The sequence below is a fragment of the Aminobacter sp. MET-1 genome, from assembly GCF_026521175.1.
Lineage (GTDB): Bacteria > Pseudomonadota > Alphaproteobacteria > Rhizobiales > Rhizobiaceae > Aminobacter.
The window spans coordinates 47,715-69,073 of record NZ_JAMSHL010000005.1 but is presented as its reverse complement, the minus strand read 5'-3'; the positions used below and the strand labels follow the sequence as shown (position 1 = coordinate 69,073).

22 protein-coding genes, 1 tRNA gene and 1 riboswitch are annotated in these 21,359 nt (G+C 63.7%); of the genes, 6 read left to right on the top strand and 17 right to left on the bottom strand.

Going from position 1 to position 21,359, the window contains the following annotated elements; all coding sequences use genetic code 11:
• Positions 1 to 37 precede the first annotated feature (37 nt).
• Entirely contained in the window at positions 38 to 841 is an 804-nt protein-coding gene (locus NDO48_RS09005) for a creatininase family protein (RefSeq protein ID WP_267321372.1), read from the top strand.
• Positions 842 to 959: 118 nt separating this feature from the next.
• Here NDO48_RS09005 and NDO48_RS09000 read toward each other — a convergent pair whose 3' ends face one another.
• Positions 960 to 1,463: a tyrosine phosphatase family protein gene (locus NDO48_RS09000; RefSeq protein WP_018428424.1), complete on the bottom strand. Its 504-nt coding sequence runs from the start codon at positions 1,461 to 1,463 to the stop codon at positions 960 to 962.
• Complete coding sequence (gene cobD / locus NDO48_RS08995; protein WP_267321371.1) at positions 1,460 to 2,518, bottom strand: threonine-phosphate decarboxylase CobD; 1,059 nt, start codon at positions 2,516 to 2,518, stop codon at positions 1,460 to 1,462. Before cobD ends, NDO48_RS09000 begins: the two co-directional genes overlap by 4 nt.
• Here cobD and cbiB point away from each other — a divergent pair.
• Entirely contained in the window at positions 2,517 to 3,482 is a 966-nt protein-coding gene (gene cbiB, locus NDO48_RS08990; protein ID WP_267321370.1) for an adenosylcobinamide-phosphate synthase CbiB, read from the top strand. The genes cobD and cbiB overlap by 2 nt on opposite strands.
• Before the next feature lie 11 nt (positions 3,483 to 3,493).
• Here the strand turns inward: cbiB and cobO are convergent, their stop codons facing one another.
• The 5 genes from cobO to NDO48_RS08965 all read right to left on the bottom strand — a co-directional run bounded on the left by cobO (position 3,494) and on the right by NDO48_RS08965 (position 6,578).
• Positions 3,494 to 4,111, bottom strand: a complete 618-nt coding sequence (gene cobO, locus NDO48_RS08985; protein WP_267321428.1) for a cob(I)yrinic acid a,c-diamide adenosyltransferase — start codon at positions 4,109 to 4,111, stop codon at positions 3,494 to 3,496.
• Positions 4,111 to 4,620, bottom strand: a complete 510-nt coding sequence (cobU, locus tag NDO48_RS08980; RefSeq protein WP_018428428.1) for a bifunctional adenosylcobinamide kinase/adenosylcobinamide-phosphate guanylyltransferase — start codon at positions 4,618 to 4,620, stop codon at positions 4,111 to 4,113. The genes cobO and cobU overlap by 1 nt, the downstream gene beginning before the upstream one ends.
• Positions 4,613 to 5,392 carry a CbtA family protein gene (locus tag NDO48_RS08975; RefSeq protein ID WP_267321369.1) on the bottom strand — a complete coding sequence of 260 codons (780 nt, stop codon included), beginning with the start codon at positions 5,390 to 5,392 and terminating at the stop codon, positions 4,613 to 4,615. The genes cobU and NDO48_RS08975 overlap by 8 nt, the downstream gene beginning before the upstream one ends.
• A gap of 16 nt (positions 5,393 to 5,408) precedes the next feature.
• Positions 5,409 to 5,588, bottom strand: a complete 180-nt coding sequence (locus NDO48_RS08970; protein WP_018428430.1) for a CbtB domain-containing protein — start codon at positions 5,586 to 5,588, stop codon at positions 5,409 to 5,411.
• Between the two features lie 35 nt (positions 5,589 to 5,623).
• A riboswitch (cobalamin riboswitch) is annotated at positions 5,624 to 5,820 on the bottom strand.
• Positions 5,821 to 5,888: 68 nt separating this feature from the next.
• On the bottom strand, positions 5,889 to 6,578 hold the full coding sequence (locus NDO48_RS08965) for a gamma-glutamylcyclotransferase (protein ID WP_018428431.1): 690 nt from the start codon (positions 6,576 to 6,578) through the stop codon (positions 5,889 to 5,891).
• 113 nt (positions 6,579 to 6,691) lie between these two features.
• On the opposite strand from NDO48_RS08965, the gene NDO48_RS08960 reads away from it, so the two are divergent.
• Positions 6,692 to 7,690, top strand: a complete 999-nt coding sequence (locus tag NDO48_RS08960) for a DUF1624 domain-containing protein (RefSeq protein WP_267321368.1) — start codon at positions 6,692 to 6,694, stop codon at positions 7,688 to 7,690.
• Entirely contained in the window at positions 7,687 to 8,163 is a 477-nt protein-coding gene (locus tag NDO48_RS08955) for a methyltransferase family protein (protein WP_267321367.1), read from the top strand. The genes NDO48_RS08960 and NDO48_RS08955 overlap by 4 nt, the downstream gene beginning before the upstream one ends.
• Before the next feature lie 96 nt (positions 8,164 to 8,259).
• Here the strand turns inward: NDO48_RS08955 and NDO48_RS08950 are convergent, their stop codons facing one another.
• From NDO48_RS08950 to NDO48_RS08940, 3 genes are all read right to left on the bottom strand, one after another.
• Positions 8,260 to 8,646 carry a MerR family transcriptional regulator gene (locus NDO48_RS08950; RefSeq protein ID WP_018428434.1) on the bottom strand — a complete coding sequence of 129 codons (387 nt, stop codon included), beginning with the start codon at positions 8,644 to 8,646 and terminating at the stop codon, positions 8,260 to 8,262.
• A gap of 162 nt (positions 8,647 to 8,808) precedes the next feature.
• Positions 8,809 to 10,236, bottom strand: coding sequence for a magnesium transporter (gene mgtE / locus NDO48_RS08945; protein ID WP_267321366.1), 1,428 nt, complete (start codon positions 10,234 to 10,236; stop codon positions 8,809 to 8,811).
• A gap of 127 nt (positions 10,237 to 10,363) precedes the next feature.
• Positions 10,364 to 10,786, bottom strand: coding sequence for a MerR family transcriptional regulator (locus NDO48_RS08940; RefSeq protein WP_026227288.1), 423 nt, complete (start codon positions 10,784 to 10,786; stop codon positions 10,364 to 10,366).
• 73 nt (positions 10,787 to 10,859) lie between these two features.
• Between NDO48_RS08940 and NDO48_RS08935 the strand changes: the two genes are divergently transcribed.
• Positions 10,860 to 13,187, top strand: a complete 2,328-nt coding sequence (locus NDO48_RS08935; RefSeq protein WP_267321365.1) for a heavy metal translocating P-type ATPase — start codon at positions 10,860 to 10,862, stop codon at positions 13,185 to 13,187.
• 251 nt (positions 13,188 to 13,438) lie between these two features.
• On the opposite strand, the gene NDO48_RS08930 is transcribed toward NDO48_RS08935, so the two are convergent.
• A tRNA-Leu gene (locus tag NDO48_RS08930) sits at positions 13,439 to 13,523 on the bottom strand.
• A 209-nt stretch (positions 13,524 to 13,732) separates the two neighbouring features.
• Here NDO48_RS08930 and lipB point away from each other — a divergent pair.
• Entirely contained in the window at positions 13,733 to 14,473 is a 741-nt protein-coding gene (gene lipB / locus NDO48_RS08925) for a lipoyl(octanoyl) transferase LipB (RefSeq protein ID WP_267321364.1), read from the top strand.
• Between the two features lie 747 nt (positions 14,474 to 15,220).
• Here the strand turns inward: lipB and NDO48_RS08920 are convergent.
• From NDO48_RS08920 to mce, 6 genes are all read right to left on the bottom strand, one after another.
• Positions 15,221 to 16,507: a lipoprotein-releasing ABC transporter permease subunit gene (locus tag NDO48_RS08920; protein WP_267321363.1), complete on the bottom strand. Its 1,287-nt coding sequence runs from the start codon at positions 16,505 to 16,507 to the stop codon at positions 15,221 to 15,223.
• Between the two features lie 308 nt (positions 16,508 to 16,815).
• Positions 16,816 to 17,499, bottom strand: a complete 684-nt coding sequence (locus NDO48_RS08915; RefSeq protein WP_018428440.1) for an ABC transporter ATP-binding protein — start codon at positions 17,497 to 17,499, stop codon at positions 16,816 to 16,818.
• Positions 17,499 to 18,788 (bottom strand): lipoprotein-releasing ABC transporter permease subunit, encoded by a 1,290-nt coding sequence (locus NDO48_RS08910; RefSeq protein WP_267321362.1) that lies wholly within the window; start codon positions 18,786 to 18,788, stop codon positions 17,499 to 17,501. The genes NDO48_RS08915 and NDO48_RS08910 overlap by 1 nt, the downstream gene beginning before the upstream one ends.
• Complete coding sequence (proS, locus tag NDO48_RS08905) at positions 18,785 to 20,113, bottom strand: proline--tRNA ligase (RefSeq protein WP_267321361.1); 1,329 nt, start codon at positions 20,111 to 20,113, stop codon at positions 18,785 to 18,787. The genes NDO48_RS08910 and proS overlap by 4 nt, the downstream gene beginning before the upstream one ends.
• A 477-nt stretch (positions 20,114 to 20,590) precedes the next feature.
• The gene (locus NDO48_RS08900; RefSeq protein ID WP_018428443.1) at positions 20,591 to 20,860 is read right to left on the bottom strand and encodes a DUF1467 family protein; all 270 of its coding nucleotides are present in this window, start codon (positions 20,858 to 20,860) and stop codon (positions 20,591 to 20,593) included.
• Positions 20,857 to 21,261 carry a methylmalonyl-CoA epimerase gene (mce, locus tag NDO48_RS08895; RefSeq protein WP_267321360.1) on the bottom strand — a complete coding sequence of 135 codons (405 nt, stop codon included), beginning with the start codon at positions 21,259 to 21,261 and terminating at the stop codon, positions 20,857 to 20,859. Before mce ends, NDO48_RS08900 begins: the two co-directional genes overlap by 4 nt.
• Positions 21,262 to 21,359 lie beyond the last annotated feature (98 nt).

The following is a 21,359-nucleotide window of genomic DNA, read 5'->3' as shown; positions in this document are numbered from 1 at the left end:
TTCAGGCGGAGGCGAATTCATGCGGCGAGGCCGGGCAGTGACGAAAAAGCAGCGACGCGTCTGGTGGGGCGACTTCAAGGCGGCCGATTTCACCGGTCTCGACCCAGAGGCGACGATCGCCGTCATCCCCGTCGCTGCCATCGAACAGCATGGCCCACATCTGCCCGTCTCCACCGACCTGTCCATCATGGAAGGCATGCTGGCCGAGACCTTTGCCTATCTGCCCGACGACCTCGACGTCCGCTTCCTGCCTATCCAGGCGGTCGGCAAATCCGATGAGCACATCCACGCGCCCGGAACGCTCAGCCTGCCGGCCAACATGCTGGTCGAAGCCTGGACCGAACTCGGCGCCTCGGTCGCCCGCACGGGCATCCGCAAATTCGTGTTCGTCACCTCGCATGGCGGCAACGAGGAGGTGATGGGCATCGTCTCGCGCGAGCTGCGCCTGCGTTTCGCAGCACTTTCGGTGCGCTCGAGCTGGAGCAGGTTCGGACACCCCGACAGCCTCTACCCGGCTCGCGAGATTCAGCTCGGCATCCATGGCGGCGACGTCGAGACCTCGCTGATGCTGCATTTCCGTCCAGAACTGGTCGACATGGCCAAGGCCCAGGACTTTGCCTCGAGCTTCGAGCGCGCCGAAGGCACGTTCGACCTGCTGCGCTCACACGGACCTCATGGCTTCTCGTGGATTGCGAGCGACCTCAACCCGCATGGCGTGGTCGGCAACGCGCTCGCTGCGACTGCCGAAAAAGGCCGGCTGACGGCCGCGCATCAGGCTGCTGGCTTCGTCAAACTGCTGCAGGACATCCGCAAGGCAAAGCTGGCGGAGTGGATCGCCTGAGGGCTGCCACGCGGTTGCCCTCACATGGTGAACTTGTCGAAGCACGAGGGCGCCCAGTTCAGCATGCCCCAGCACCTGCGGTTCGACAGGCTCACCATAGGCTTTGGGGTTTGATGGCTTAGACCTCCAACCCGAACGGCACGCCCTCGAAACAATCGGCGCCACGCCCAATCGCGGCGATTGCTGACACCATTCGCCCGTTGCGCCCCAAAATCTGGTCTGCCACCGCGATCAGGCGCGGATTGGGCGTCGCCGTCGGCGAAAGCTGCCGCAACAGCGCAGCAAGCTCCGCCTCGTCGCGGCTGGGATCGAACGCCGCCGCGATGATGTAGGCCGAAGCCGTCGAGCGGCTGACGCCGGCCCAGCAGTTGATCGCCAGCGGGCGCGAGCGGTCCCAGGCGCGGGCGAAGGCCAGCAACTGCCGCACGTGGACCTCGCCGGGCAGCGTCATGCCGTCCTGCTCGGTCGCAATGTCGTGCATGTTCATCAGCAGGTGGTTTTCAGCGCGGATCGACACTGGCCGGATCATCTCCGTCCCGGCCGACAGCAGTGAGATCAGCCGCTCCGCACCTATGCGGGTGACCGTGTCATCAACCTTCGACAGCGGGCAGACATAAATCAACGCGCCGCCTCCTTCTTCGCCTCGCCCCGCTCCTGCGCCCAGTCGCCCAGCGCGACGTCAAGCCTGCGCCATTCGACCTCATGGCCCGGCAAACCGCAGCGCAATTGCGTCGGCCTGTCGGCAAAGCTGCGCACCAGAATGCCCTCGCGGCCCAGCGCCGTGAACAGGCCTGCGGCGTTGGGAATATCGACATGACGGAACAACGACGTGCCGCCGGTGACGATCACGCCGGCGCGAGCGAAAACCTGGTCGAGGCGATGGGAGGCATGCGCCAGCGTCGTCCGCATCTCGCGTTGCCAGTCTATGTCCGAAAGCGCCTTGATTCCATATTCGAGCGACGGCACCGCCACCGACCACGGTCCCAGTTCCTCCTCCAGTCGCCCGGCAATGTCTGGATGCGTCAGCGCAAAGCCAAGACGAACCCCTGCAAGTCCGTAGAATTTGCCGAAGGAGCGCAGCACGACGAGGCCGCCCAGATCGATGTCGCCGGCGAGACTCTGCGCCTGCGGGCCGACATCCATGAACGCCTCGTCGACGACCAGAAGCCCGCCGCGGGCGCGCAGACTGGCCGCCAGCTCCAGCAACTCCTTGCGCTGGACGACTCGACCGTCCGGATTGTTCGGATTGACCACCACAGCGAGATCGGCGTCGAAAAGCTGGCTGAAATCCTTGACCTCGGCCACTTGATGTCCCGCGATAGCCGCGGCGCGCGCATGTTCCTGATAGGTCGGCCCGAGCACGAAGGCGCGCCCCGGACGCACCAGTGAAGCGATGCGCGGCAGAAGAATCTGCGTGCCCGGCGCCGGAACCACATTGGCCGCCGACGGTGCGCCATAGGCGGTGGCGGCGACCACTGCGAGGTCGCGCGCCCGGCCCGGCTCGGGCAGCCGCGACAAGGCGGTGGCAGGCAGCTCGAAAAGCGGATAGGAGTTCGGATTGATCCCGGTCGACAGGTCGACGAACGGCTCGGGCGCTCCCGGAAACAGCGCCCTCGCCCGTTCCAGGCTGCCGCCGTGGTCCACAGTCCCTGTCCTACGTCCTGCAAGAAGCGTCATGTCTTTTCCGCTCGCCTTCCTGTCGCTTCTGGTTGAACTCGGTCTGGGCTATCCGGACCGGCTTGTCCGCAAGATCGGCCATCCGGTGATCTGGATCGGCAAGCTGATATCCTTTCTCGACATTAGCCTCAACCGAGCCACCGATACCGACGCCGTGCGCCGCATCTGGGGCGTGGTCGCCCTCTTCGTCATTGTCGTCGTGCCCGCCACGATCGCTTTCGCGCTCGAACGCCTGTTCGGCCTGTTACCTCTAGGCATCCTACTCACGGCCATCGCCGCCTCCAGCCTCGTCGCCCAGCGCAGTCTCGGCAGCCACGTGAAGGCGGTTGCCGACGCACTCGACAGCGGCGGCATCGTTGCCGGCCGCAAGGCCGTGTCGCAGATCGTCGGCCGCGATCCCGAGCGCCTCGACGAAGCCGGCGTCAGCCGCGCGGCCATCGAGAGCCTCGCCGAAAATTTCTCCGACGGCATCACCGCACCCGCCTTCTGGCTCGCCATCGGCGGTTTCGCCGGTGGCGCTGCCTACAAGGCCGCCAACACCGCCGATTCGATGATCGGCCACCGCACCAAGCGCCACGAGGCCTTCGGCTGGGCGGCGGCGCGTTTCGACGACCTCATCAACCTGCCAGCCTCACGCCTCACCGCGCTCGCCATCGTGCTCGCCGCTTACTTCGTGCCGGGCGCCGATCCGAGGGCCGCATGGGACGCCGTCTGGCGCGACGCAAACAAACATCGCTCGCCCAATGCCGGCTGGCCCGAGGCCGCCATGGCCGGTGCGCTCGGCCTGGCGCTGGCCGGCCCGCGCGCCTATGGCGGCGTGATGGTCGAGGACGCCTTCATGGGATCAGGCGGTCGTCGCGAGGCCAATGCCCAGGATATCCGCTCGGCGCTGCGCGTCTACTGGACGGCTGATTCCATCCTCGTCGGCACCATCGGCCTGGTCGGCTTCGCCATCTGGCTCTGACGCGGCGAAAGCTAGAACTCGATCCCCTTCTGCGCCTTCACGCCGGCCGCGAAGTGGTGCTTGGTCGCCCCCATCTCGGTGACGAGATCGGCAGCCTCGACCAGCGCAGGCTTAGCGTTACGGCCAGTCACGACCACATGCAGGCCTTCGCGCCGGTTCTTGAGAGTCGCGACAACCGTTTCCAGATCGAGATAATCGTAGCGCAGCGCGATGTTGAGTTCGTCGAGCACGACAAGCGAAATGCTTGGATCGGCCAAAAGCTCCTGCGCCTTCACCCAGGCGGCTTCGGCGGCGGCAATGTCGCGCTTGATGTCCTGCGTCTCCCAGGTGAAGCCCTCACCCATCGTGTGCCAGACGACGCGGTCGCCGAAGGCGGCAAACGCGTCCTGCTCGCCCGAATGCCAGGCGCCCTTGATGAACTGAACCACACCGACGCGGTGGCCATAGCCCAACATGCGCAGCGCCAGCCCGAAGGCGGCGGTCGACTTGCCCTTGCCGGGACCGGTGTTGACGATCAACAGCCCCTTCTCGACGATGGTCTTGGCGGCGACCTCGGCATCCTGCACGGCTTTGCGCTTGGCCATCTTGGCCTTGTGGCGCTCGGCTTCCTGCTCGTCGATCGTCTTCATCATTTCACCTTCATCGGCAGGCCGGCGACCAAAAACAGCACCTCGTCGGCAACAGCCGCCACCTTCTGATTGAGCCTGCCGGCATCGTCGCGGAAACGGCGGGCCAGCGCATTGTCGGGCACGATGCCGAGCCCGACCTCGTTCGACACCACAAACCACGGCCCGCGCGGACGCGACAACGTTTCGATAAGCGCCGCGCATTCGGTAGCGACATCGTGCTCCGCCAGCATGTGATTGGTGAGCCAGAGTGTCAGGCAGTCGACGAGCACAGGCGCGCCGTCAGGCAGACCGGCGAGTGCGCCCACCAGATCGAGCGGCGCGTCGATCGTTTGCCAGCCGTCACCACGGCGCCCCACATGAATGGAGATGCGCTCGCGCATCTCGTCATCATAGGCCTGCGCCGTGGCGATATACGTCCACGGCGCAGGAAACTGCGTGATGAGCCGCTCGGCATGCGCGCTCTTGCCGGAGCGCGCGCCGCCGAGCAGGAATGTCAGCGTCTCAGGCAAGGCGACCGTTCAGCGCCTGCGGCTGCTCGCCCATGAAACGGCTGCGCACGAAGCCGGCGACAGCGCCCAGAACCACCCAGAACACCAGGTTGGAGATGGTGACGGCGACGACGAAGCTGTGGTGCAGATCGGCCGGGATCGGCGAGTCGTGGCTTTCGGGCTGCGGTGCGCCGATGACGTGCGGTGCAACGATCAGCGCCACGCCGAGGATCGCCAGCGGCAACGATTTCCTGAAGGCGATCAGTGCAAGGCCTGCAGCGGTGGCGACGACCGTGGAAATCCACCAGATCTGGCGCGAGACAAGATCGGCTGCGGGCATCGCCGGCAGTTCTGGCGGCAGGCCGAGGCCGGGTGCCAGGGTGAACACGGCAAAGCCGGCAAAACCCCAGAAGACACCCTGGCGCCAGTTGGCGATGCCACCGGCGAACTCTGAAACGGCGACCAGGATCAGGCCGAAGGCGATACCGCTGATGATGTTGGCGAGTGCCGAATAGGCAAAGCGCTCGAAGCCGTCGGCAGGCGCCCACGCTTCTTCCTCGGCCGGGGCCTGTGCGACGACAGCAGGCGCAGTCGACTGCGCGGTAGTGGCAGGCGCTGTCGCCTCGGTGCCTTGAGCGGGTGTAGCGGCATGATCGTGGCCGCCAGCGTTCTCATAGGTCTCCGCCTTGAAGATCAGCGGGTCGGTTGAATAGGTCTGGAGCGCGGCCAGGATCACGCCGGCCAATAGGCCGCTGATCGCCGCGATGAACACGACGTTGCGAAAGACAGACATGGTTGGATTGCCTTCGTTAGTGGCAGGGGAAGGCCATCGAGTGGCGATAGTCGTGGGCAGCGTTGTGCACCACTTCCATATGCGAGAACCCGAGGAAGCCAACAACGAAGATGCCAAGCAGCGCGGCCATCGCCAGCTGCATTGCGCGCGACTGGGAGGAAACGCCAGTGCCGAGTGCGGAAGTAACCGTGTTCATTTCAATGTCCTTTCACCCTCCACCCGAGGGCATAGAATAAAGTCTTCGTCGCCGGCAGGTCTCCTGGCTTGCGGATCGACACCCTTCCCCGCCTTCCCGAAGCAAGCTTCAGTGGCCTTTGGGGAGAGCTAACCGCACACAGTTGCGGGGGCAGCCGCGGCTTTGGGCAAAAACTCCCTCACCGCATTCCCTCTTGATTCCAAAAACTGGAACCGACGACGGCTGCGACTATAGAAACAAAAGCATGGGGCGGCAAACCAAATTCCGACGCCGCAGCGCTCGAATGCGGCGTTCCTGCGATCAGGCACGCGCAGCGATTCGTTCCGCCACCAGATGCTGCAGCCGCCACAGATGCCGGTCGTGGATCGAACGCTGTTCCAGGTTCTTGACCACATTGTAGAGATAGTCGGCCGCCGAGCCCCAATGACCGCACGTCGTGGCCAGCCGATTCACAACCTCGTCTTCGCCGAGCGCCCCGGCATAGGCATGGCCTTCGCGGTTGATGACGAAGGCAAGTGCGGTCAGCGGACCTTGATCGGTGGCCAGCGTCAGCCAGCGCGGCTTGTAGGTCGAGGGTTTCAGCGTCATCTCGCGACGGAAGAGCTTGTCGAGTTGCTCGCGCCGGTCGCCATCCATCAGCCGCAGCGCCACACCCTTGCACTGGCCGCCGCGATCCATGCCCATCATCAGCCCGGGCTCGGCTTTTGTCGCGCGCCAGCGGGTCATGTTGATGCAGAACGAACGATGCCAGCCACGCGCCAGCGCCACCCTCTCCTCGGCATGCTCGACCTCGGGTTTCCAGATCAGCGAGCCATAGGCGAACAGCCACAGCGGCCCCTCCTCGGGATTGGCCGCCAGCGTCTCGTCGATCATTCGCGCATAATCGGCGTCGTCGAGATGCTGGGCGTCGGGATCGGGACCGGCATCCGCCACCTCGCGGTGGCAGCGCGCCACCAGCTCCTCGGTCAACGACATCACGCGACCGTTCATTGCCGACATCCCCGAACCCTGTGCATGACGTTGGCTAGTCCCTCTGTTGCCGCGCTTCAACCATGATAGTGCTGCATGGGCGGCGAAACACCCGAAAGCCGAAGCGAATGGCCATGACGATGCAACCGACCACCGACCAAGTTCAAGCCCAAACGCCACGCGTCCAGGTGATCGACATCGCCCGTGGTGCAGCGCTCATCGCCATGGCCATCTACCATTTCGCCTGGGATCTCGAGTTCTTCGGCTATGCCGATCCCGGCATGACCGCCTTCGGCGGCTGGAAGCTGTTCGCCCGCTCGATCGCCTCGAGCTTCCTCTTCCTCGTTGGCGTAAGCCTGGTGCTCGCCCACGCCAAGGGCATCCGCTGGCGCGGCTTCTGGAAACGGCTTGCGATGGTGGTTGCCGCCGCCGCCGTCATCACCGGCGCGACATGGTATGCCATGCCGGATACCTTCATCTTTTTCGGCATCCTGCACCAGATCGCCTTTGCCAGCGTCGTCGGCCTTGTTTTCCTACGCCTGCCGCCGCTGCTGACGCTCGTCGCCGCAGCCTTGGTGATCGTTGCCCCCAGCTATCTGCGCAACGACGTCTTCAACCATCCTGCCCTGCTTTGGGTCGGCCTCAACACCGTCGCTCCCCGCTCCAACGACTTCGTGCCTGTCTTCCCATGGTTTGGCGCGGTGCTGGCAGGCATGGGCCTGGCTGGACTGGCGTTGAAAGCAGGCCTGTTCGAAAGGCTGGCGCGGCTCAAGCCCGGCATCTGGTCGAAGCCGCTCGGCTTCTTCGGCCGCCACAGCCTTGCCTTCTACCTCATCCACCAGCCGGTGCTGATCTCGCTGGTCTGGGCCTGGGCGCAGTTCTTCCCCGCCCCTGTCGAAACCCGCGAAGTCGGCTTCCTCAAGTCGTGTCAGGTCTCTTGCCAACAGAGCCGCGACACCGAATTCTGCTCGCGCTACTGTGTGTGCATGCTCGACGAGTTGCAGAAGGACGATTCGCTCGATCGCCTCTATGCATCGGACAAGAGCCCCGAACTGAAGGCGCATGTCGGCGACACCGCCGCCATGTGCTCCGCCAGTACGGACAGCCAGACACCCGTGGGAGGAGCGCAATGACCGACATCAAGGCAGCCCCTAGCCGAGTGCCGTGGCCGCCGATCATCTACCTGCTGGCGATTGCCATCGCCATCGTGCTCACCCTGCTCTATCCCTTGCCCTGGATCACCGAGCCGATCTCGGACCTGCTCTTCGCCGCCGGCTGGCTGGTGATACTGGGCGTCGTCGCCATCGAGGTTTCGGCAATACGCGCCTTGAGGCGCGGCAACACCACCATCAGGCCGGACAAGGCTTCGGACCACCTGGTGATGGATGGCCCGTTCTCCTTCACCCGCAACCCGATCTACTTTGGCAACACGTTGCTGTTGATCGGCATCGGCATGGTCAGCGGCAGCCTGTGGTTCATCGCCCTGGCGCTGATAGCCGCTTTCGCTACGCAAAAACTGGCCATCGAGCGCGAGGAGAAGCACCTCCAGTCCCGCTTCGGCAAGAAATACATCGACTACACCAAACGCGTTCGCCGCTGGATATAGCAAGGCCGGCCGGCTTTCCAAAAAGCAAGAGCAGGCAATGGATTACGGCTGAACTCAGATTCAGCTTGCGAGCAGAGGGCGATTGGCGATCCTGACTCAGGTCGTGACGCCGAGTTCCACCAGGCGCTCGACGCAGGACTCCTCTGCCTGGTCCAGTTCGGCCAGCGTCTCCTCGAGATCGCGGCGCTTCTGGCGCAGGTCCTCGCGCTTCTCCTCGATGCGCTTGATCATAAGCTTCAGCTGACCGACCTCCCCCGGGGGCTCCCGGTACATCTGGATGATCTCTCGGATCTCGTTGATGGAAAAACCGAGCCGCTTGCCACGCATGATCTGGCGAATGAGGTGCCGGTCCGACGGCTTGAACAGGCGCGTCCGGCCACGCCTCACCGGCTGGATCAGCCCCTCGTCTTCGTAAAAGCGCAAAGTCCGCGTCGAGATGTCGAATTCGCGGGTCAGTTCGGTGATCGAGTAATATTCCCGCATCTGTGCTCCACCCGACGGGGCGATGTCGCGCCGCCTCAAGGACTGCCGGGCTTCGGCCATGCCGGTAATGCCGGGCGACCAGGCGGCCGCGCAGCCGAAATTGCTACAAGTCCGCAAGGAGTCTCGCACGCGACTTACGTAAAAGTCAATTCGGAACGGCCTTTAGCCGGCGCCTGCACCAAGATGTAGCCACCATGTGGCAAAGCTCAGGAAGGCAAGGAAGCCGATCACGTCGGTGATCATCGTCGTGAAGATCGACGACGAGATCGCCGGGTCGGCACCGAGCTTGTCAAGCAGCAGCGGGATCAGGATGCCGCCGAGCGCGGCCGCCAGCATGTTGACGATCATCGCAGCAGCGATGACGAAGCCAAGGTCGGGATTGTGGAACCAGAAGCCGGCGACCAGCCCCAGAAGCGTGGCGATGATGGTGCCGTTGAGCAGTCCGACCATGACCTCGCGGCGAATGACGCGGCCGGCATTGTAGATGTCGAGATCGCGCGTCGCCAGCGCCCGCACGGTCACCGTCATCGTCTGGGTGCCGGCGTTGCCGCCGAGCGAGGCGACGATCGGCATCAGCGCCGCCAGCGCCACCATCTCTTCGATCGTCGCGCCGAACATGCTGATGACGGAAGCCGAAATGAAGGCCGTGCACAAATTGACGAACAGCCACGGCACGCGCGACTTCGAAATGGATGCGACCGTGTCCGACAGCTCTTCGTCGCCGACGCCGCCCATGCGCAGAAGATCTTCTTCGGCCTCCTGCTGAATGACGTCGACCACGTCGTCGATGGTCAGCACGCCCACCAATCGCTCGTTCTCATCGACGACGGCGGCGGACAGAAGATCGTACTGCTCGAACTCGCGCGCCGCCTCCTCCTGGTCCATTGTCGCCGGGATCGCGTGGCGGGTCTCGTGCATGATCTCGTCGATCTTTACCGCCCGCTTGGTGCGCAGGATCTGGTCCAGGTCGACCGCCCCAAGCAGCTTGAAGGTCGGATCGATGACGAAAACCTGGCTGAAACGCTCCGGCAGGTCCTTGTCGTCGCGCAGATAGTCGATGGTCTGGCCGATGGTCCAGAACGGCGGCACCGCGACGAATTCCGTCTGCATGCGCCGGCCGGCCGATTCTTCCGGGTAATCCAGCGAGCGCCGAAGCCTGATGCGCTCGGTGAAGGGCAGTTGCGCCAGGATCTCGTTCTGATCCTCGGCGTCGAGATCTTCCAGAATGTAGACGGCGTCGTCGGAATCCAGTTCCTGCACCGCCTGGGCGATCTGCTCGTTGGGCAGGTTGTCGACGATGTCGAGGCGGATCGCCTCGTCGACTTCGGTCAGCGCCGAGAAGTCGAAGTCCGACCCCATGAGCTCGACCAGCGCCAGGCGCTGTTCGGGCAGCAAGGCTTCGAGCAGGTCGCCGAGTTCGGACTGGTGAAGCCCGGCGACGTCACGCTTCAGCGTGAGCGTGTCACGGTCGGCGATCGCCGCGCCGATATGCGCCAGGAACGAGGCAAGGATAACCCCGTCCTCGCCGTAGATTTCGGCGGAGGCATCTGCGGCGGCGGCGCCGTGCATATGATCTTGCTGGGCTTCCATCGGCGCTTCCCGCGAGCGGATTTTCGGGATTCGAAACGCCTTACCCCTAGCCCGCAAACTGCCGAAACATCAAATGAAATGCGCCCCGGGGCGAACATGCGGCACAGGCATTTTTCGCCTGTCTCAATCAGGCCACATGCTCGGTTGCGCAGTGGCCATGGTCGGCCAGAACCTCGATGATGCGGCAGTCGCAGATGCGGCCATGGCCGCATTCGTCGATCATGCGGGCAAGCTCGCCGCGCAGCCGCTTCAGCTTCTCGATGCGCCGGTCGACCTCCAGCAGATGGGACTGGGCGATGCTGTCGGCCTGGTGGCACGAGGCCTGGGGCTCCTGCGACATGGCCAGCAATTCGCGGATGTGGTCAACCTCGAACCCCAGCTCGCGGGCATGGCGAATGAAGTTCAGCCGGTCGATCTCCGTCTTGCCGTAGCGGCGCTGGTTGCCCTCGGTCCGCGGCGGCTCTGCGATCAGCCCGATCTGCTCATAGAAGCGGATCGTCGGCACTTTTACCCCGGTGCGTCGAGCCAATTCGCCAATCGGAATGTTCATCTCGAAAAACCTCTTGATCCTCTAGCGGCTAGAGATTCTAGCATCAGCACACATAGGATTGAAAGGACCTGAAATGAACGATGCCAGCATCGGCAAGACGCGTTTTCGCGTCGGCGGCATGGACTGCGCCTCCTGCGCCACCAAGATCGAGAACGCAGTTACCCGCCTTCCCGGGATCACCGAGGTCGGCATCTCTGTCTCGGCAGGCACCATGACCGTGTCCCACCGCGGCCCGGCACCGTCGGCCGAAATCTCCAGGCAGGTCAAGGCGCTCGGCTATTCCGTCGCCTCGCTCGGCGCGGCACGAACCGCCGAGCCCAAGGCAAAGGCAAAGGCACACGAACACGGTCCGAACTGCAGCCACGACCACGATCATTCGGGGCACGATCATTCCGGACATGCTCACGACGACCATGCCGGCCATGATCATAAGCACGATCATGACGACCACGCCGGACACGACCACTCAGGCCACGATCACGGTCCTGCGGCGGCCGAGTCGGCGGACACAGGCCACAACCATTTCGACCTCGACGACGGCCCCTGGTGGAAAACCCGCAAGGCAAGGATGACCATTGCCTGCGGCGCGGCACTGATCGCTGCCTATGCCATCGGCCAGTTGATGCCGCAGCTCGGCCATTGGGCGTTTCTGGTGGCGCTGGCCGTCGGCTTGATTCCCGTCGCCCGGCGCGCCTATGCAGGCGCCATCACCGGCACGCCGTTTTCCATCGAGACGCTGATGACGATTGCCGCGGTGGGTGCGGTCTTCATCGGCGCCACCGAGGAAGCGGCCATGGTGGTGCTGCTGTTCCTCATCGGCGAGCTGCTCGAAGGTGTCGCCGCTCGCCGCGCCCGCGCCAGCATCCGCGGCCTCGCCGACCTGGTCCCAAAGACCGCGCTGGTCGAGGACGGCGGCACGACGCGCGAGGTCCCGGCTGAATCGCTTGCGCTCGGTTCGGTGATCCTGATCCGCCCCGGCGATCGCGTCGCCGCCGACGGCACCGTGGTCGAGGGATCGAGCACGCTGGACGAAGCGCCGGTGACGGGCGAAAGCGTTCCCAAGCTGAAGAGCGTCGGCGATCAGGTCTTTGCTGGCACCATCAACACCGATGCCGTGCTCAAGGTGCGTGTCACCGCGACCTCGGCCGACAACACCATCGCCCGCGTCATCCAGCTGGTCGAGGAGGCCCAGGAGAGCAAGGCGCCGACCGAGCGCTTCATCGACCGCTTCTCGCGCTACTACACTCCCGCAGTGCTCGTCGTCGGCGCCCTGGTAGCGGTGATGCCGCCGCTGTTTGCTGGCGGCGACTGGCAGGAATGGATCTACAAGGGCCTCGCCATCCTTCTGATCGGTTGCCCCTGCGCTCTGGTCATCTCGACGCCCGCGGCAATCGCCGCCGGCCTGTCCGCCGGCGCCCGCCGCGGCTTGCTGCTCAAGGGAGGTGCTGTGCTCGAAGGCATGCGCCGGGTGACCTCGGTAGCGCTCGACAAGACCGGCACGCTGACCGAAGGTAAGCCCAAGGTGACCGATATCGTCGCAGTAGGCCGTCCTGAAGCCAAGGTGCTGTCGCTGGCGGCGGCGCTCGAGACCGGCTCCAGCCACCCCCTCGCACTCGCCATTCTCGGCCGCGCCAAGGCCGATGGCGTGCCGATCCCACCTGCGGCAGCTGCCAAGGCAGTCGCCGGCAAGGGTGTGACCGGCAAGGTCGGCGGCGAAGAAGTCTTCCTGGCCTCCCCCAAGGCCGCTGACGAGATGGCCACTCTGTCCGGCGAGCTCAAGGACCAGATCGCTGCCTTCAACGCCGAGGGCAAGACGGTCTCGGTGCTGCTCGCCGACGGCAGGACGATCGGACTGCTCGCCATGCGCGACGAGCCGCGCCCCGACGCAATCGCCGCCCTCGCCCGGCTCAAGGAAGAAGGCATCGCAACGGTGATGTTGACTGGAGACAACGAGGCCACGGCACGCGCCATCGGCAAAGGCTTGGGCATTTCGGTACGCGCCGGCCTGCTGCCCGACGACAAGCAGCGCATCGTGCGTGAACTGCAGCAGCAGGGACAGATCGTTGCCAAGGTCGGCGACGGCATCAACGACGCGCCCGCACTTGCCGCCGCCGATTTCGGCGTCGCCATGGGCGGCGGCACCGATGTCGCGCTGGAGACCGCAGATGCAGCCATCCTCCATGGCCGTGTCGGCGACATCCCCGACATGATCGCTCTCTCCAAGTCGGTGATGGGCAACATCACCCAGAACATCACCATCGCGCTCGGCCTGAAGGCGGTGTTCCTGGTCACGACCATCGCCGGCATCACCGGCCTGTGGCCGGCAATCCTCGCCGACACCGGCGCAACCGTGCTTGTCACGGCCAATGCAATGAGGCTGCTTGCCTGGCGCGGGCGCTGAAGCTGACGTCAGCCGATAACAAAAAGCCCGGAGCGACAGCCATCGCTCCGGGCTTTTTTGATTTTGGCCCGGGGCACTCTCGGCGTCGAACAGCGTCGGAGATCTATGAGCGCCATGACGTCATGCATGCAGATCCGGCCGACCAGGCAACCAGCAATCCGCAGCCGATATGAGAGGTGAACGGAAAATCAGGCAACAAAAAAGGCGCTGAAGTATTGGATACTTACAGCGCCTTTTTGAACCAAGTTCGTTGGTGCGGTCGAGAAGACTCGAACTTCCACGGGTTGCCCCACAGCGACCTCAACGCTGCGCGTCTACCAATTCCGCCACGACCGCACGTCACGACAGGGGCCGGTCCGAACCGGCTCGCGGCATGTAGCAAATCGTTTCCGGGGAAACAAGCGCCCCAAGCGATATTCTGCAATCATTCTTGCATGCCCCAGGGGAACCAAGGCGTCTGCCTGTGTCGTGCGGCGCGGAAAGTCCTTTGCACTGGACGCAAGCAGCCTGAACAGCCATATCAGACTGAGAATCGGACCCCGAAAATGACCGAACGCAGCCTGATCGCCACGTCGTTTCTTCCCCTGCCGGGCTCCACGCCCGTCGAATGGCGAATCGAACCCGGCCTGACGCCCTACGATGAGGCGCTCGCCTTCATGGAACAGCGCGCGGACGCAATTCGCCTGGGCACTGCAGGTGAGATTGTCTGGCTGGTCGAACATCCGCCGGTCTACACGGCAGGCACCAGCGCGCAGGAAGAAGACCTGGTCGAGCCGAATCGTTTTCCGGTGTTCAAGACGGGCCGCGGCGGCGAATACACCTATCATGGGCCAGGTCAGCGTGTGGCCTATGTCATGCTCGACCTCAAGCGCCGCCGGGAAGACGTCCGTGCCTTCGTCGCAGCCCTCGAGGCCTGGATCATCGAGGCGCTCGCCGCCTTCAACGTCAAGGGCGAACGCCGCGAGGACCGCGTCGGCGTCTGGGTCGTCAGGCCGGACCGCCCGCCCCTGCCCGACGGCTCGCCCGCCGAGGACAAGATCGCAGCCATCGGCATCAGGCTGCGGCGCTGGGTCAGCTTCCACGGCATCGCCATCAACGTCGAGCCGGAGCTCGGGCATTTCTCGGGCATCGTCCCATGCGGCGTCACCGACCATGGCGTGACCAGCCTGGTCGACCTCGGCCTGCCCGTCACCATGGCCGACGTCGACGTGGCGCTCAAAGCGGCTTTCGAGAACATCTTCGGTCCGTCGGAAGCTGACGCCGACGCCGTTCGCAAGACAGCCTGATCTCAGGTCTGATTGTCAGCTGATTGCCCGGCTCTATCTGTCCGGGCCCAACCGGCTTGTGCCGGCACTTTCATTTCGGTACCGGGCCATGGCCCGACACCCTCAACGGCAAACTGGAGAGCGGCAATCGACCGCCCGGAACGACGCCTCCTCAGAGCGCGCCGATCCACATGGCCATGGTGACGAGGAAGGCGCTCATGCACACCATCGAGACGACATCCTGGATCAGATCGGTCATAACTCGCTCCTGTTTTTAATATGTTCTCAATTTGTTCTAATTTTGTTCAAATGTCAACGCGCCCGGTTGCGCTCTGGCCGGCGGTTGGGGCGGCAAGCGAATCGACGGTAAATGAAGGATTGACGGCCCGGTCCGTTCGTTAACGAACACGCGGCTGGTATCGCCGGGGCACAGATCCACATGCCGAGTTGAATCAAGGGCATTGGCGCGACAGCGACGCATCACTCAACAGCAGGCGCGCTACCAGCCATACATTCCGGTCAGGCATGAGACGGCCAGGATGCAAGGCCAAGGGAGAGCGGCCCTGCCCGCACCCAACGCGGTGTCGGACGATTGCCGACACCGGACCACCACCCGGAAGGCAAAAGGATCGGCGCAGCGCGCATGCCCCTCTGCCGTCGGCCAGCGTGACGAGCCGCTCTATACGCGCGACGAGCTCGTGGTTGTCGATAGCGATCAGGCCCGCAAGTCCGACCGGTGCACCAGGCCAAGCGCTGCCGCTCGCCCCGTCACTCGTACCTCAACGCTTCGACCGGATCGAGATTGGCGGCCCGCCATGCCGGGAACAGTGTCGCCAGGAACGACAGCACCAGCGCCATCACCGCCACCGAAATGGTCTCGCCCATGTCCATCCTCGCAGGCAGCTGGTTGAGGAAATAGAGCTCGGGATTGAACAGAACTGTACCCGAAAGCCACGAGAAGAACTGCCTGATGTGCTCGACATTGAGGCAGATGACGACGCCGAGCAGGACACCCGCGATAGTACCGGCAGTGCCGATCGCAGCGCCCGTCATCAGGAAGATTCGCATGACCGCCCCGCGCGTCGCGCCCATCGTCCGCAGGATCGCGATGTCGTGCCCCTTGTCCTTCACCAGCATGATGAGCCCGGAGATGATGTTGAGCGCGGCAACGAGCACGATCAGCGTCACGATCATGAACATGACGTTGCGCTGAACCTGCAGCGCCGAGAAGAAGCTCTGGTTGCGCTCGCGCCAGTCGATCAGGAAGATTGGCCTCTGCGCTGCCTCGTCCACCTTTGGCTTGATCGCTTCGACATCGTCGGGATTGTCGAGATAGACCTCGAGGCTCTGCGCCCTGCCTTCCGAATTGAAGTAGGTCTGCGCTTCAGACAACGGCATGTAGATGAACGAGCTGTCGTATTCGGACATGCCGACATCGAAGATCGCCGTCACCGGATAACCTTGCTGGCGCGGCGTCGTGCCAAGCGAGGTGACGTCGCCGTCGGGCGATGTCAGCGAGATGGTGTCACCCAGCACCATGCCGAGATTGTCGGCCATGCGGCGGCCGATTGCGACGCCGCCAGCCATGTCGAACCCGTCAAGGGAACCCTGCTTGATGTTGTTGGCAACGAGCGCGATCTTGCCAAGATCCTCGCCGCGAATGCCACGCACGAGAGCACCCTTGCCGGAACCGACATTGCCCTGCGCAAGGGCCTGGCCTTCGATCAGCGGAATTGCGTATTTGACGCCGGGAACGCCATCGATCCGCCGGGCAAGCTCGGCATAGTCCTCCAGCGGCATGTCGGTCGGCGTGACGATGAGATGGCCGTTGATGCCAAGTATCCGCGACAGCAGCTCCGCTCGGAAACCGTTCATCACCGCCATCACGACGATCAGCGTAGCGACGCCCAGCATGATGCCGAGGAAGGAGATCGAAGCGATGACCGAGATCACCGTTTCCTTGCGCTTCGAACGCAGATAGCGCCACGCCACCATGCGCTCGAAACCCGAAAACGGCCCGGCGCCTGCCTGCCTGTCTGCGCTGGTCCGGCTCATGCGGCGCCCCCCAGGCGCCCGAAGGCGCTGGCCAGCGACACCATGAAGTAGCGCGACAAACGCATGGGCCGGTCCACAGATGAGGAAGGCTGCGCCGGAATCAGCGCACAGCAGGCTTCAATCCAATGGCTTCATAGCCATTTCATGGCGGAATGGAAACCGCGCGGCCGAGCAAGCGCCGCTGACCCGTAGGGTTGCCCAGCTAACCCGCAGCTCGTGTTCCCTCGCCCGGTGCGAAGGGCTGCAGACAGTGCCCTGCGATGGATTGCAGGAGACGCGATGCAGCACCGCTCCCCCGCAATAAGAGATCAACGCAGCGGCACGACCTTGCCGTCAGACAGGGTCACGCGACGGTCCATGCGCGAGGCCAGTTCGTGATTGTGGGTGGCAATCAGCGCCGCCAGTCCCGACTGCCGTACAAGCGCCGACAGCGCGTCGAACACATAGCCCGCCGTGACCGGGTCGAGATTGCCTGTCGGCTCGTCGGCCAGCAGCAATGCCGGTCCGTTGGCGACAGCCCGGGCGATTGCCACGCGCTGCTGTTCGCCGCCGGACAGTTCAGAAGGCCGGTGCTGGGCCCGCTTGCCGATTTTCATGTAGTCGAGCAACTGACCGGCCCGCTCGCTGGCGTCGGAAGGTTTGAGCCCCTTCACCAGCTGCGGCATCATCACGTTCTCCAGCGCCGAGAACTCCGGCAGCAGGTGGTGGAACTGGTAAACGAAGCCGATGTCGTTGCGGCGGATGGCCGTGCGCTGGTCGTCCGACAGGCGGCCGCAGGCGCGCCCGGTGATGATGACCTCGCCGACATCAGGCCGTTCCAGCAGGCCGGCCGTGTGCAGCAGGGTGGACTTGCCTGTGCCCGACGGCGCAACCAGTGCCACCATCTCGCCTGCCTGCAGCGAAAAGTTGGCGTCGTTGAGGATCGTCAGCTTGCGCGATCCCTGCTCGTAATGGCGTTCGACGCCCTTGAGCTCGATAACGGCGGTGGCCATCACTCGTACCTCAACGCTTCGACCGGATCGAGCTTGGCAGCGCGCCAGGCTGGAAACAGGGTCGCCAGGAACGACAGCACGAGCGCCATCGCCACCACCGATATCGTCTCGCCCATGTCCATCTTGGCCGGCAGCTGGCTGAGGAAATAGAGCTCGGGATTGAACAGCACCGTACCCGACAGCCACGAGAAGAACTGCCTTATGCGCTCGACATTGAGGCAGATCACCACGCCGAGCAGCACACCCGCCAGCGTGCCGGTCATGCCGATGGCGGCACCCGTCATCAGGAAGATGCGCATGACGGCGCCGCGTGTCGCGCCCATGGTCCTTAGGATCGCGATGTCATGGCCCTTGTCCTTCACCAGCATGATCAGGCCGGAGATGATGTTGAGGGCCGCCACCAGCACGATCAGCGTCAGGATCATGAACATGACGTTGCGCTCGACCTGCAGGGCCGAGAAGAAGGTCTGGTTACGCTGACGCCAGTCGGTCAGGAAGATCGGCCGCTGCGCCGCCTCCTCCACCTTGGTCTTGAGCGCATCGACATTGTCAGGGTTGTCGACATAGATCTCAATCGAGCCGACCTTGCCCTCGGAATTGAAATAGAGCTGCGCCTCGTTGAGCGGCATGAACACGATCGAGCTGTCATACTCCGACATGCCGACCTCGAAGATGCCGGTGATCGGATAGGCTTTGGCCCGCGGCGTCGTGCCCATCGGCGTGACATCGCCGTCAGGTGAGATCAGCCGGATGCTGTCGCCCAGAACCAGCCCCATGTTTTCGGCCATGCGCCGGCCGATGACGACGCCGTCGGTGGTGTCGAAATTGACGATGGAGCCCTGCTTGATGTTGTTGGCGACAAGCGTGACCTTGCCGAGATCGCTGCCCCTGATGCCGCGCACCAGCGCACCGGTACCCGAGCCGATATTGCCCTGCGCGAGCACCTGGCCCTCGACCAGCGGGATTGCATATTTGACGCCGGCAACGCCGTTGATGCGGTCGGCGACGGCGGCATAGTCCTCGAGCGGCGTGTCGATCGGCGTCACGATCAGATGGCCGTTGACGCCGAGAATGCGGGTCAGAAGCTCGGCACGGAAACCGTTCATCACGGCCATGACCACGATCAGGGTCGCAACCCCCAGCATGATGCCGAGGAAGGAGATCGAGGCGATGACCGAGATCACCGTTTCCTTGCGCTTCGCCCGCAGGTAGCGCCAGGCCACCATGCGTTCGAAGACGGAGAACGGCCCTGCTCCGGCCGGTTTTGCCGCCGCCGCCGTTTGGTTCATGCCTTGGAGCCCAGTTTGGCCAGAGCCTCCGCCACCGGCAGCGTCACGCGCTCGCCGGTCTTGCGGTTCTTGATCTCGACTTCGCCCGCCGCAGCACCGCGCGGACCGACGATCACCTGCCACGGCAGGCCGATCAGGTCGGCGGTGGCGAACTTGCCGCCGGCGCGCTGGTCGGTGTCGTCGTAAAGCACGTCCTTGCCGGCAGCCTCGAAGGCCGCGTAGAGCTCGCCACAGATGCGGTCGCAATCGGCGTCGCCGACCTTCATGTTAATCAGGCCGATGTCGAACGGCGCCACCGCCTCCGGCCAGATGATGCCGTTCTCGTCATGGCTCGCCTCGATGATCGCAGCGATCAGGCGGCTCGGGCCGATGCCGTAGGAGCCCATCGACACGAAATGCTCCTTGCCGTCGGGACCGGTCACCTTGGCGTTCATCGGCTTGGAGTACTTTTCGCCGAAGTGGAAGATATGGCCGACCTCGATGCCGCGCGCCGACACCTTGTCTGCTTCCGGCACGGCGGCCCAGGCCGCCTCGTCGTGCATCTCTTCGGTCGCAGCGTATGGCGTCGTCCACTGCTGGACGATGCCGCCGATCTCGCCGTCATTGCCGAAATCGGTATCGGCGCCCGGCACCGGCAGTTCGAGGAAGTCGCGATGGCAGAACACCTGGCTTTCGCCGGTTTCAGCCAGGATAATGAATTCGTGGCTGAGATCGCCGCCGATGGGACCGGTGTCGGCGCGCATCGGGATCGCCTGCAGGCCCATGCGCGTGAAGGTGCGCAGATACGACACGAACATGCGGTTGTAGGCGGCCTTCGCGCCCTCGTAGTCGAGGTCGAACGAATAGGCGTCCTTCATCAGGAATTCGCGGCTGCGCATGACGCCGAAGCGCGGACGCATCTCGTCGCGGAACTTCCACTGGATATGGTAGAGGTTGAGGGGCAGGTCCTTGTAGGACTTGACGTAGGAGCGGAAGATTTCCGTCACCATCTCTTCGTTGGTCGGGCCGAACAGCATATCGCGCTCGTTGCGGTCCTTGATGCGCAGCATCTCCTTGCCGTAGTCGTCATAGCGACCGCTTTCTCGCCACAGATCGGCCGACTGAATGGTCGGCATCAGGATTTCCAGCGCGCCTGCCCGGTCCTGCTCTTCACGTACGATGCGGCAGATCTTGTCCAGCACGCGCTTGCCCAGCGGCAGCCACGAGAAGCTGCCCTGCCCCTGCTGCCTGATCATTCCGGCCCGCAGCATGAGCCGATGCGAAACGATTTCCGCCTCGCGGGGATTTTCTTTCAGGATGGGCAGAAAATAGCGCGACAGACGCATCGAATGTTCCATGAAAACGATGATGCCGGAATCGGCAAATTGATGAGGCTTGCTTGAACGCGCTTCATAGCCATTTCATGGCCAATTGGAAACCCGCGCGCTTGTTTGGCGGCAGCGTCAGAATGCCCTGATTGTTAGACTAGCAACGACTGCCCATGTTTTGTGCAATGCAGCACAGGATTGCTCATCTGGAAGCAAAATTCCGCGTGACAATTCATTTCGGCTTAGTCTAATGTGCCTTGATAACCGAGAGGGCGGAGCACAAATCCGCTCTCCTACGCGGTCAAAGTCTTGGGAGGATGCGATCTAGGCGCGATAACTCGCTGCCGCCGGATGACGGAAAGCAGATCGGACGCGTTTAATTGCAAGGCTTCGTGCCTTGCATTTTTTTTGGCCCAAGCTCACTCAAAATCACACGCGATCAATGTGTTTTGATCGGCTTCTCACCCAACGGATGAGAAGCTCTGGCCCTTCAGATCAGTCGATCTTCGGCAGCATCAGCGGAATGTCGTTGATGCTGTAGCCGAGGCCACGGGTTACGCCATAGAAGGCGCCCATCAGCACGGCCGTGACGATCGTCGTCCAGAACATCGCGCGCAGCATGTGCGGGCCACGCGGCGCACTCGCCTCTGTGCCCGGCACGACGTTGTTGTCATCGTCCTGCGTCTTCACGCCGAAAGGCAGGATGGCAAACAAGGTCAGCCACCAGAAGACGAAATACATGGCAATGATTGAAATCCAGGTCATGCCTGTTCGAGCTCCACGAGCGTGCCCTGGAAGTCCTTGGGATGCAGGAACAGCACCGGCTTGCCATGGGCACCGATCTTCGGATTGCCGTCGCCGAGCACACGGGCGCCCGACGCCTTGAGATGGTCGCGCGCAGCCAGGATGTCGTCGACCTCGTAGCAGACATGGTGCATGCCGCCCGATGCGTTCTTCTCGAGGAAGGCCGCGATCGGCGAGCCCTCGCCCAACGGCTCGAGCAGCTCGATCTTGGTGTTGCCGACGTCGATGAAGACGACGGTCACGCCATGCTCGGGCAGCGCCTGCGGCTCGGTCACCGTGGCGCCGAGCGTATCGCGATAGACCGCACTCGCCGCAGCCAGGTCCGGCACCGCGATGGCGACGTGATTGAGACGTCCGAGCATTTGTTCTTCCTAGCCAATAGCGAATAGTGGGTAGCGAATAGAGCGCCGAAAGAGACGATCCTAAAATCGCTCTATTCGCTACTCGCTATTCGCGACTT